This is a genomic window from Actinomycetes bacterium (genome assembly GCA_035489715.1).
Classification (GTDB): domain Bacteria; phylum Actinomycetota; class Actinomycetes; order JACCUZ01; family JACCUZ01; genus DATHAP01.
Genome location: DATHAP010000020.1, coordinates 23,019 through 33,925 on the forward strand (window position 1 = coordinate 23,019; position 10,907 = coordinate 33,925).

12 protein-coding genes are annotated in these 10,907 nt (G+C 74.5%); 4 read left to right on the forward strand and 8 right to left on the reverse strand.

What is annotated here, in order from left to right; all coding sequences use genetic code 11:
* Nucleotides 1-26 precede the first annotated feature (26 nt).
* From VK640_01485 to VK640_01505, 5 genes are read right to left on the reverse strand one after another with little or no spacing between them, the layout of a single operon-like run.
* A complete protein-coding gene (locus VK640_01485) occupies nucleotides 27-338 on the reverse strand; it encodes a DUF3017 domain-containing protein (GenBank protein HTE71858.1) in 312 nt (103 codons plus the stop codon).
* Entirely contained in the window at nucleotides 335-1,210 is an 876-nt protein-coding gene (locus VK640_01490) for a bifunctional methylenetetrahydrofolate dehydrogenase/methenyltetrahydrofolate cyclohydrolase (GenBank protein ID HTE71859.1), read from the reverse strand. The genes VK640_01485 and VK640_01490 overlap by 4 nt, the downstream gene beginning before the upstream one ends.
* Nucleotides 1,211-1,235: 25 nt before the next feature.
* The gene (gene purH, locus VK640_01495) at nucleotides 1,236-2,837 is read right to left on the reverse strand and encodes a bifunctional phosphoribosylaminoimidazolecarboxamide formyltransferase/IMP cyclohydrolase (protein HTE71860.1); all 1,602 of its coding nucleotides are present in this window, start codon (nucleotides 2,835-2,837) and stop codon (nucleotides 1,236-1,238) included.
* Nucleotides 2,834-3,457: a phosphoribosylglycinamide formyltransferase gene (purN, locus tag VK640_01500; GenBank protein HTE71861.1), complete on the reverse strand. Its 624-nt coding sequence runs from the start codon at nucleotides 3,455-3,457 to the stop codon at nucleotides 2,834-2,836. The genes purH and purN overlap by 4 nt, the downstream gene beginning before the upstream one ends.
* A 25-nt stretch (nucleotides 3,458-3,482) precedes the next feature.
* The gene (locus VK640_01505) at nucleotides 3,483-4,763 is read right to left on the reverse strand and encodes a DUF6350 family protein (GenBank protein ID HTE71862.1); all 1,281 of its coding nucleotides are present in this window, start codon (nucleotides 4,761-4,763) and stop codon (nucleotides 3,483-3,485) included.
* A gap of 168 nt (nucleotides 4,764-4,931) precedes the next feature.
* Here VK640_01505 and VK640_01510 point away from each other — a divergent pair, with 168 nt between their 5' ends.
* Nucleotides 4,932-5,444 carry a SigE family RNA polymerase sigma factor gene (locus VK640_01510; GenBank protein HTE71863.1) on the forward strand — a complete coding sequence of 171 codons (513 nt, stop codon included), beginning with the start codon at nucleotides 4,932-4,934 and terminating at the stop codon, nucleotides 5,442-5,444.
* 1 nt (nucleotide 5,445) lies between these two features.
* On the forward strand, nucleotides 5,446-6,255 hold the full coding sequence (locus VK640_01515; protein HTE71864.1) for a hypothetical protein: 810 nt from the start codon (nucleotides 5,446-5,448) through the stop codon (nucleotides 6,253-6,255).
* 73 nt (nucleotides 6,256-6,328) lie between these two features.
* Here the strand turns inward: VK640_01515 and sucD are convergent, their stop codons facing one another.
* From sucD to VK640_01530, 3 genes are all read right to left on the reverse strand, one after another.
* On the reverse strand, nucleotides 6,329-7,213 hold the full coding sequence (sucD, locus tag VK640_01520; GenBank protein ID HTE71865.1) for a succinate--CoA ligase subunit alpha: 885 nt from the start codon (nucleotides 7,211-7,213) through the stop codon (nucleotides 6,329-6,331).
* 12 nt (nucleotides 7,214-7,225) lie between these two features.
* On the reverse strand, nucleotides 7,226-8,428 hold the full coding sequence (gene sucC, locus VK640_01525) for an ADP-forming succinate--CoA ligase subunit beta (GenBank protein HTE71866.1): 1,203 nt from the start codon (nucleotides 8,426-8,428) through the stop codon (nucleotides 7,226-7,228).
* A gap of 112 nt (nucleotides 8,429-8,540) precedes the next feature.
* A complete protein-coding gene (locus tag VK640_01530; protein HTE71867.1) occupies nucleotides 8,541-8,963 on the reverse strand; it encodes a cobalamin B12-binding domain-containing protein in 423 nt (140 codons plus the stop codon).
* Between the two features lie 132 nt (nucleotides 8,964-9,095).
* On the opposite strand from VK640_01530, the gene VK640_01535 reads away from it, so the two are divergent.
* Together VK640_01535 and VK640_01540 are read left to right on the forward strand one after the other, a co-directional pair.
* Nucleotides 9,096-10,049: an alpha/beta fold hydrolase gene (locus VK640_01535; protein HTE71868.1), complete on the forward strand. Its 954-nt coding sequence runs from the start codon at nucleotides 9,096-9,098 to the stop codon at nucleotides 10,047-10,049.
* Nucleotides 10,050-10,160: 111 nt separating this feature from the next.
* On the forward strand, nucleotides 10,161-10,889 hold the full coding sequence (locus VK640_01540) for a M23 family metallopeptidase (protein ID HTE71869.1): 729 nt from the start codon (nucleotides 10,161-10,163) through the stop codon (nucleotides 10,887-10,889).
* Nucleotides 10,890-10,907: the final 18 nt, after the last annotated feature.

A 10,907-nucleotide genomic window follows, 5' to 3' on the forward strand; every position in this document is an offset into this window, starting at 1 on the left:
TCCCACCACTGGCGCCGGCCGGGCGGTCAGCCGGGTGTCGGCACCACGATCGCCAGGACGACCAGCGCGACGCCCATCACCGCGAGCACCAGGACGTCGAACGCGCGGCTGCGCACCACCAGCAGGCCGACCCGGCGGGCGGGCAGCACGAGCCGGGCGAGCATCGCGAACAGCACGGAGGTCCCGAGCAGCAGGCAGCCGCTGCGGAAGTGTCCGGTGCCCACCAGGAGCAGCCCGGTCACGCCGCCGCCGAGGACGGTGAGCAGCGGCCACTGCCGGCCGACCCAGCCGCCACGGATCGGCGGCCGGTCGTCGGTCGGCGAGGCGGGCAGCGTCACCGGGCGACCGCCTGCCTTCCGGCGTGCTGGGCGCGCTCCGCGTTCTCGACGACGTTGAGGAGCAGCATCGCCCGGGTCATGGGGCCGACCCCGCCGGGCATCGGTGCGACGTACCCCGCGACGTCGCGGACCTCGGGCGCCACATCGCCCACCAGCCCGGCCTGGGTGCGGGTGATGCCGACGTCCACCACCGCGGCACCGGGCCGCACCAGGTCCGCCGTCACCAGGCCGGGCACCCCTGCCGCCGCGATCACCACGTCGGCCCGGCGCAGGTGGGCGGCCAGGTCGCGGGTGCCCGTGTGGCAGAGGGTGACCGTGGCGTTCTCGGTGCGCCGGGTCAGCAGCAGGCCGAGCGGGCGCCCCACCGTCACCCCGCGGCCGACGACGACGACCTCGGCACCGGCCAGCGGTACGTCGTAGCGGCGAAGCAGGGCCACGATCCCACGCGGGGTGCACGGCAGCGGGCCGTCCTCCATGAGGACCAGCCGGCCGAGGTTGGCCGGGTGCAGCCCGTCGGCGTCCTTGCCCGGGTCCATCCGGGTCAGCGCGGCGCCGGCGTCGAGTCCGGCCGGCAGCGGGAGCTGGACGATGTAGCCGGTGCAGGCCGGGTCGGCGTTGAGCTCGTCGAGGACCGCCTCCACGTCGGCCTGGGACGCGTCGGCGGGCAGCACGCGCTCGATGGAGGCGATGCCGACCTCGGCGCAGTCGCGGTGCTTGCCGGCGACGTAGGACCGGCTGCCCGGGTCGTCCCCCACGAGCACCGTGCCGAGGCCGGGCACCACCCCCTGCTCGCGCAACCGCCCGACCCGCTGCTCGAGGTCGGCGCGGATCTCGGCCGCCGTGGCCTTGCCGTCGAGTGTCGTCGCTCCCACGGGCGGCGAGTCTGTCACGGCGGGATCAGTGGGCGAAGTGGCGCACGCCGGTCAGGTAGAGGGTCAGGCCTGCCGCTACGGCGGCCGCGACGACCTCCTCGTCGCGCACCGAACCACCCGGCTGGACGACGGCACGGACCCCGGCGTCGGCCAGCACCTGCAGCCCGTCGGCGAACGGGAAGAACGCGTCGGAGGCGCCCACCGCGCCCGACGCGCGGTCGCCGGCACGGGACACCGCCAGCCGCGCCGAGTCGACCCGGTTGACCTGCCCCATGCCGACGCCGACCGTCGCCCCGCCGGCGGCGAGCAGGATCGCGTTGGACTTCACGGCCCGACAGGCCCGCCAGGCGAAGGCCAGGTCGGCCAGCGTCGCCTCGTCCGCCGGGTCGCCCGCGGCCAGCGTCCAGCCCGCCGGCGAGTCGCCCGGCTCGGCCACGGCGTCCGCCGTCTGCACCAGCAGGCCGCCGGACACCGGCCTCGTCTCGAGGGCTCCTGTCGCGTATCCGGGGACCTCGAGCACCCGCACCGCCTTCTTGCGGGCGAGCACCTCCAGGGCGCCCGGCTCGAACGCCGGGGCGGCCACCACCTCGGTGAAGACCTCGGCGACCTGCTCGGCCATCGCCACGGTGACCGGCCGGTTGACGGCGATGACCCCGCCGAAGGCCGACACCGGGTCGCACGCGTGCGCCCGGGCGTGCGCGTCGGCCACCGGGTCGTCGGCGCCGGGGTCCGCGACCGCGATGCCGCACGGGTTGGTGTGCTTGACGATCGCGACACAGGGGCGGTCGTGGTCGTGGGCAGCCCGCAGGGCGGCGTCGGTGTCGACGTAGTTGTTGTAGCTCATCTCCTTGCCGTGCAGCTGCCGCGCGCCGGCCAGCCCGGACGGCGCGGACGGGTCGCGGTAGAGCGCGGCCCGCTGGTGCGGGTTCTCGCCGTAGCGGAGCACCGCCTCGCGCACCAGTGCCGAGCCGCGCTGCGCCGGCCAGCCCTCCGGGTCGGGCGCGAGCCCGGCCTGGAACCACTCGGCGACGGCGGTGTCGTACAACGCGGTGACGGCGAAGGCCGACGCCGCGAGGGCCTGTCGCTGCGGCAGGGTGAAGCCGCCGACGGCCACCGCGTCGAGCACGTCCACGTAGCGCGCGGGGTCGACGACGACGGCGACCGACGCGTGGTTCTTGGCCGCCGAGCGCACCATCGCCGGGCCGCCGATGTCGATCTGCTCGACGCACGCGTCGGGGTCGGCCCCCGACGCCACCGTGTCGCGGAAGGGGTAGAGGTTGACGACCACCAGGTCGAAGGCCTCGACGCCGAGGTCGGCCAGCTGGTCGCGGTGGGAGGCGAGACGGCGGTCGGCGAGGATGCCGGCGTGCACGGCGGGGTGAAGCGTCTTCACCCGGCCGTCCAGGCACTCGGGGAACCCGGTGACCGCCTCGACGGGCGTCACCGGCACACCCGCCGCCGCGATGCGGGCCGCGGTCGACCCGGTCGACACCAGCGCGACGCCGGCCGCGTGCAGCCCGGTCGCGAGCTCGGCCAGCCCGGTCTTGTCGTAGACGCTGACCAGGGCCCGGCGCACCGGTGAGCGGTCCCGCCCGGTCTGCTCGGTCTGCGCTGTCTGCTCGGTCAAGGGATCGACACCTTCCTGCCTCTCACCGTGAAGCCCTCACGGAGCATCCGGCCGACCATGTCGACGAGCATCGTGCGCTCGGCCGCCTTGATCCGGTCGTGCAGGGCCGCCTCGTCGTCGCCGTCCTCGACCGGCACCACCCGCTGGTCGACGATCGGCCCGGTGTCGACGCCGTCGTCGACGACGAACAGCGTGCACCCGGTCACCTTGACGCCGTACGCGAGGGCGTCGCGTGCCGCGTGCATGCCGGGGAACGACGGCAGCAGGGCCGGATGGCTGTTGACCATCCGGCCGGCCCACCGGTCCAGGAAGAGCCGGCCGACGAGGCGCATGAAGCCCACCGAGACGACGAGGTCCGGCGCGTGCCCGGCCACGGCCTCCGCCAGCTGCGCGTCCCAGCCCTCACGGTCGGCGCCGACCGGCAGCACGAACGTGGCGACGCCGGCGGCCCGGGCCCGGTCGAGCGCCCCCGTGCCCTCGCGGTCGCTGCCGACCGCCACGACCCGGACGCCGTAGGCCGGGTCGGCCGCCGCGTCGAGCAGGGCCTGCAGGGTCGTCCCGCCGCCGGAGGCCAGGGCGACGACCCGTCGCGGCTCGGCCGTGGGCGCGGTCCCGGTCATCGCGGGCGACGATAGCCGCGCGACCTCACGCGTCGGTGTCCGGCCGTCGCCGGTGGCGCAGCCCGGCGAGGGCGGCAAGCGTCACGGCAGCGGCGGCTGCGACCTCCAGACCCGCAGCCGGGCCGACCACCCACCAGTCGCTGCCGGTGGTGGCCAGCCGATCCGGCCCGGCGGGGCCGGCCGAGAGCCAGGCGAGCCCGGCGACGGCGCCGGCGACCAGCCCCCCGACCAGGCCCGCGGTCTCGGCGGTCGACCGCAGCAGGGTGCGCACGTACGGGATCGACGGGATCGACGCGGCCGCGTCGCCGGGCGGGCGCCCGGGCGTACGGTCGGCGACGACCCCGGCGGCCACGCCCGCGCCCACCGGCACGGCGAGCGCGAGCCACCACGAGGCACTTCCGGTGCCCGCCGGCAGGGCGGCCAGCAATGGCAGCGCGGGGACGGCCCCGAGGGTCGACCCGGCGACCCCGACCGACGTGCCCGCGCCGACCGCGAAGCCCGGCCCGACGCAGAAGGCGAGCCCCCAGACCGCCGCGGTCGGGACGTAGAGGAGGCAGCCGAGCAGCAGCAGCATCGTGCCGCCGGCACCGCCGTCCAGACCCGCGGTCAGGGCCCTGGCCTGCTCGTGGTGGACGGCGAGGCTGCCGCCGGCGAGCAGGGCGCCGCCTGCGACGAGCACCAACGACGCGGCCGCCGCCGGGAGCACGGGCCGCCGGGCCGGCTCGGGCAGCCGGTGCCACAGCACCGCGGCGCGGCCGGTCGCCCGGACCGCGGCGGTCCCGGACGCCAGCCCGGCGACCAGCGCGGCGCCCACGAAGGCCGAGACCGGCTGGGGCCGCACGGTGTCGGTGCGGGCAAGGAGGGCCACCACGGTGACCAGCACGGCGTACGTCGCGGTGACCGAGGCGGTCAGGGCGAGCACTGCGCGGCGGCTCCGGACCCCTGCCGCGCGGCCGGCGCGCAGCGTGGACGTGTGCAGCAGCAGGAGCGGCAGCAGGGTCAGGCCGAGCGGGGCGAGACCGAAGGAGCCGCCGGGCACGGTCACCTCGGCGTGGTGCCCGACCAGCCAGGCTTGCAGCGCGCCGGTGACCGCGGCCGTGGCGCTGGCGTCGCTGTCCGCGGCGGTGGCCCAGCCCACCAGGACGGTGACCATGACCGCCAGCACCCCGAGACCGGCGGACTGCAGGGCGGCGGTCATGCCGAGGGCGGTGAGCGGCCGGGCAGCACTCCGGCCGGGGCCGGCCGGCGGCCGCCGGGGCGCCCGCGGGCCGGGCGGCCGGCGGAGGACGTCGGTGGGTGCGGCCATCGCCACCCATCGTGGCCGGACCCGGCCCCTGCACCGGCCCGGACACGCCCAGGATCCTGGTGCAACCGATCACGCCGGTCGCGGGTCATCACTGGTGTAAGCACATCGACAGCGGGGAGCGGCCGAGCACCAGCCGGCCGACCGGCGCCACGACGGCAGGAGGAGCGGGTGTCCGCGGAGGAGCCGAGCGAGCGGGCTGCGGAGTTCGACGCCTTCTACCAGGGCTCCAACCGGCGGGTGCTGCACCAGATGTACGCCATGACCGGCAACCTCGCCGACGCGCAGGAGCTGGTGCAGGAGGCGTACGCCCGGGCGTGGCAGCGCTGGTCCAGCGTGTCGACGTACGACGAGCCGGAGGCCTGGGTGCGGACGGTCGCGTGGCGACTGGCCGCCAGCCGCTGGCGGAAGGCGAAGAACGGCGTGGCAGCGATGCTGCGCCACGGGCCGCCGGAGGACACCCCCGAGCCCAGCATCGACAACGTCGCGCTCGTCGCAGCGCTGCGCCAGATCCCGGAGGCGCAGCGTCGGGCGATCGTGCTGCACCACCTCGGCGGGCTCTCCGTCGCCGAGGTCGCCCACGAGACGGGCGCCCCGGAGGGCACGGTCAAGGCACGCCTGGCGCGTGGCCGGACCGCGCTCGCCGAGCTCCTGTCCGACTCGACGCTCGCGGAGGTGAGCTGACATGACCGACCACTTCGGAGCGACCGATCGCGTCGCAGACACGCTCACCGCCCTGCGCGCCGACACCGACCGGCTCGCGCTGCCCGACTCGGGCTCGGTGCGCCGCCGCGGCGAGCAGCGGACCCGCAACCAGGTCGTCGGGTCGACCCTGGCGGTCGCGGCGCTCGTCGCCGGCGCCCTCGGCGTCGCCGGCTCGCTCAGCGGCTCCGACCAGTCCGTCCAGGGGCCGCCCGGCCAGGGCACCGCCACCGCCAAGGTCACCGAGTCCGTGGCGCCACCCGTCGCGCTCGCCGCCCAGCCGCTGCTCGACGCCGCCGACATCCCGACCTTCGCCGGCGCCACCGGATGGCAGGTGAGCCCGGACGAGACAGCGGCCGACCAGCCGTTCCTCCAGTGCCTGCCCAGCCCTTCGGAGCTCGGCGCGCCGCAGACCGAGAAGCGGTTCTTCTACACCGAGCTGGCGCCGACCGCGTCGCAGCACGTGCTGCGCTTCGCCGACGTCGCGGCCGCCGAGGCCGCCATGAGGGGGCTGCGCGCCGACCTGGACGCGTGCAGCGAGCAGGTGGCCGGGGACTCCTCGGTCGACGAGCGACCCGCGCAGTCCTTCGGAGACATCGGCTTCCAGTTCTCGCGGTCCAGCGCACCGGCCGGCAGCGAGGTGTCCTACGTCGAGGTCGACGTAGCCCGTCAGGCCAACGTCGTCGTCGTGCTGCAGTGGAACGGTGCCGTGGACGAGGTGAGCAGCGCCGACGACAGCTGGGTCTGGGACGAGGCCTCCCTCACGGCCGCCCTCGACCGCGCCGTCGGCTGACCCGCACGATCGACTGTGCGTTGACACACCGGACACGCCGCCCGGGCGGTGTGTCTTCGCACAGTTGGGGCCGTCAGGCGGAGGTCATCAGCTCGCGCATCAGGCGGGCGGTCTCCGACGGGGTCCTGCCGACCTTGACGCCGACCGCCTCGAGGGCCTCCTGCTTGGCGGCTGCTGTGCCGGACGACCCGGACACGATCGCGCCGGCGTGGCCCATCGTCTTGCCCTCGGGAGCTGTGAAGCCGGCGACGTAGCCGACGACCGGCTTGCTGACGTTGTCCTTGACGTAGGCCGCGGCGCGCTCCTCGGCGTCGCCGCCGATCTCGCCGATCATCACGATGGCGTCGGTCCCGGGGTCGTCCTGGAAGGCCTGCAGGCAGTCGATGTGGGTGGTGCCGATGACCGGGTCGCCGCCGATTCCGACGCAGGTGGAGAAGCCGATGTCCCGCAGCTCGTACATCATCTGGTAGGTCAGCGTGCCGGACTTGCTGACCAGGCCGATCCGGCCGGCCCTGGTGATGTCGGCCGGGATGATGCCCGCGTTGGACTTCCCGGGGCTGATCAGGCCGGGGCAGTTGGGGCCGATGATGCGGGTCGCGCCGGAGTTCGACGCGTGCTGCCAGAAGGCGGCCGAGTCGTGCACCGGGATGCCCTCGGTGATGACCACGCACAGCGGGATCTGCGCGTCGACGGCCTCGTCGACCGCCGCTTTGGCGAAGGCCGGCGGCACGAACACGACCGACACGTCGGCCCCGGTCTCCTTCATCGCCTCGCCGACGCCGGCGAAGACCGGCAGCGACGTGCCCGACACGTCGACCGACGTGCCTGCCTTGCGCGGGTTGACGCCACCGACGACCTGGGCGCCCGACGCGAGCATCCGCGTCGTGTGCTTCATGCCCTCGGAGCCGGTCATGCCCTGGACGATGATCTTCGAGCTCTCGGTCAGCCAGATGGCCATGTCGGTGTCCTCTTACTTCCCGGCCGCAGCCAGCTCGGCCGCGCGCTCGGCGGCACCGTCCATCGTGTCCACCTGCTCGAGCAGGGGCAGGTTCGCCTCGGTGAGGATGCGGCGGCCCTCGTCGGCGTTGTTGCCGTCGAGGCGCACCACCAGGGGGTGGGTGATCTCGTCGCCGCGCTCGGACAGCAGGCCGAACGCCTGCACGATGCCGTTGGCCACCGCGTCGCAGGCCGTGATGCCGCCGAAGACGTTGACGAAGACCGACTTCACGTCCGGGTCGCCGAGGATGATCTCGAGCCCGTTCGCCATCACCTCGGCCGAGGCGCCGCCACCGATGTCGAGGAAGTTGGCCGGCTTCACCGGCTGACCGTCGACCTGGTGCTTCTCGCCGGCGTAGGCCACGACGTCGAGGGTCGACATGACCAGGCCGGCGCCGTTGCCGATGATGCCGACCGAGCCGTCGAGCTTGACGTAGTTGAGGTCCTTCTCCTTGGCCTTCGCCTCGAGCGGGTCGGCCGTGTACTTGTCCTCGAGGGCCGGGTGGTCGGCCTGCCGGAAGTCCGCGTTGCCGTCCAGCGTCACCTTGCCGTCGAGCGCGACGATCCGGCCGTCGGCGGTCTTGACGAGCGGGTTCACCTCGACCAGGGTCGCGTCCTCGGCGACGAAGACGCCCCAGAGCTTCTGTACGGCGTCGACGACCTGGTCGCGGACCTCCTCGGGGAAGCCGCCCTTCTCGGCGATCTCACGCGCCTTGGCGTCGTCGATGCCCTCGAGAGCGTCCACCGGGACGCGCGCGAGCGCCTCGGGGCGCTCGACCGCGAGCTGCTCGATCTCCACGCCGCCCTCGCGGGAGGCCATCGCCAGGTAGGTGCGGTTCGCGCGGTCGAGCAGGACAGAGAAGTAGTACTCCTCCGCGATCGCCGCGGCCGGAGCGATCATGACGCGGTGGACGGTGTGGCCCTTGATGTCCATGCCGAGGATGTCCCGCGCCTTGGCCCCGGCGTCGTCGGCCGAGTCGGCGACCTTGACGCCACCGGCCTTGCCGCGGCCGCCGGTCTTGACCTGTGCCTTGACCACGACCTTGCCGCCGCCCTCCGGCAGCAGCCGCTCGGCGGCCGCCCGGGCGTCCTCGGGGGTCTCCGCCACCGCCCCGCCGAGCACGGGCACGCCGTGCTTCTCGAACATGTCTCGGGCCTGGTACTCGAAGAGGTCCACGGTGCTCCGCCTCGGTGCTCGATCGGTCGGGTTGTGCTGGGACGTCGGCTGCTCGTGCGGTACGCGAGCGTAACTGCAGCGCTGCGCGGCCGGTGAACCGGGCGAATCGGCGTCAGGCGGGAGTGGACTCGCCGGCCCGCGGCAGGTTGGCCCGCACCCAGTCGACGATCTCGCCGGTCGTGGCGCCGGGGGTGAACACCTTGGCCACGCCCATCTGCTCCAGGTCGGGCAGGTCCGCGTCGGGCACGATCCCGCCGCCGAACACCACGATGTCCGAGGCGTCGCGCTGGGCCAGCAGCTCGATCACCCGGGCGAAGAGGGTCATGTGCGCACCGGACAGGACCGACAGGCCGACCGCGTCGGCGTCCTCCTGGATGGCGGTCTCGACGATCTGCTCCGGTGTCTGGTGCAGACCGGTGTAGACCACCTCCACCCCGGCGTCGCGCAGCGCGCGGGCCACGACCTTGGCCCCGCGGTCGTGACCGTCGAGGCCGGGCTTGGCCACCACGACGCGCACGGGTCCGTTCGAGGTCACGCGGCAGAGGGTAACCGACGGCTGGAGCTGTGAGTCGTGCCCGCGGGACGGGGCAGGGGACGGCTACGGTTCGCCAAGGATCCGCAAGGTTCCGTGCGGAACGGCCGATACGACGGCAGTGGAGGCGTCAGCGTGACCGAGCAGGTGACCCGCCTCGTGGCGCTGCGGCGCGGCGCGGCGAGCCTGCTCTCGCCCACCGGCCTTCGGGGCGCCGCGCTCGAGGTGGGCTGGGTCGCCGCCCACGCCGCGATGTACCCGCTCGGCGTCGTCGCGGAGCGGGCCCGGCACCGCGACGTCACCCGCCGCGACCTCGGCGGGCTGTCACCGGTGCAGCGCGGGCTCGTCGTCGGCGACGTCGAGGCGGCCGGCACGCCGATCCTGCTGGTGCACGGCATGGTCGACAACCGGTCGATCTTCACGCTGCTCCGCCGGTCGCTGCGCCGGCGCGGCTTCCACCGGGTCATCACCCTGAACTACAGCCCGCTCACCCGCGACGTGCGGCTGGCCGCCACCGGGCTCTCGACCCGGGTCGAGCAGCTCTGCGAGCAGACCGGCTTCGAGCGGATCCACGTGATCGGGCACAGCATGGGCGGGCTGATCGCGCGCTACTACGTGCAGCGCCTCGGCGGCGACTCCCGGGTGCACACGCTGGTCACGCTCGGGACGCCGCACGGGGGCACCCGGGCCGCCCAGCTGGTGCCGCACCGCCTGGCCCGCCAGCTCTGCCCGGGCAGCGACCTGGTCGAGGAGCTGGCCGGCCCGGCGCCCGGCTGCCGCACCCGCATGCTCGCGGTGTGGAGCGACCTGGACCAGATGATCGTCCCCAAGCGCAACGCGCGGCTGTCGCACCCCGACCTCGACGCGCGCAACCTGCTGCTGCGCGGCGTCGGCCACATGTCGCTGCCGATCGACCGCCGGGCGGTGCACGAGATCGGGCTCACGCTGGCGCAGCTTGATCCGCACGGCGCGACCGTGACGCCCGCCGTCACGTCGATAGCGAGTGCCGCCGGTCGGCAGGCCGCCCGGGCGCAAGCCCCGGACGGTGCAGGTTCGCACGGGTTGTCCCGATCCGTGCACCCACAGTAGTTGAACAAGGTCTGAACACGTACCCAGTTGTACCGGCACGTAATCCCTTCGTTATGGTCGCCCCTGCTTCACCCCGTCCCCCTGCCCCCGACGACGAGGCGATTCCTCCCCGTGCCACCTCGCCGCTCTCGCGGACGACACCGCCGCCCGAAGAACACCGGCGGCCCGGCGTACGTCACCGCAGCGACCCTGGCGGCCTTCGCGGTCTCCGGGATGAACGTGCCCGGCGCCATCGGCGACGCCCGCCAGGCCTCTACGTCCACCCCCGCCGCCGCGGCGGCCGACGACCAAGGCCCCACCGCGAGCATCGCGGCGGTCCAGCTCCGCACCACCCTCGCCAAGCAGCAGGAGGAGCGCGCCAGCCGGCTGCGCAGCGCCCAGGCCGAGGCCGTCCGCGCCGCCCGCAAGGCGGCCAAGGAGGCCCGGATCGCCGCCGAGAAGGCGCGGCCCAAGTGGGTGCTCCCGGTCAGCGGCTTCCGGCTCACCGCCGGCTTCGGTGAGTACGGCCTGTGGAGCAGCTCGCACACCGGGCAGGACTTCGCCTGCGCCTACGGCACGCCGATCCACGCGGTGGGCGACGGCAGGATCATCTTCGCGGCGTACGACGGCGCCTACGGCAACAAGATCGCCGTCGAGCACGAGGACGGCACCGTCACCTGGTACGCCCACATGGACTCGTTCGTGCGCACCAGCGGGACGGTCCGGGCCGGCGACGTGATCGGCCGCGTGGGCATGACCGGCAACACGACCGGTGCCCACCTGCACTTCGAGGTGCGCCCGCACGACGGGGCGCCGGTGCCGCCGCTCACCTGGCTGCGTGCGCACGGCATCGGGATCTGACGCCCTCGGGACCGACCC

Bases quoted from the DNA above. Each gene is read 5' to 3' on its own strand.
- VK640_01515 (HTE71864.1), top strand. From the start codon at position 5,446: ATGACCGACCACTTCGGAGCGACCGATCGCGTCGCAGACACGCTCACC.
- VK640_01505 (HTE71862.1), bottom strand. From the start codon at position 4,763: ATGGCCGCACCCACCGACGTCCTCCGCCGGCCGCCCGGCCCGCGGGCG.
- purN (HTE71861.1), bottom strand. From the start codon at position 3,457: ATGACCGGGACCGCGCCCACGGCCGAGCCGCGACGGGTCGTCGCCCTG.
- sucD (HTE71865.1), bottom strand. From the start codon at position 7,213: ATGGCCATCTGGCTGACCGAGAGCTCGAAGATCATCGTCCAGGGCATG.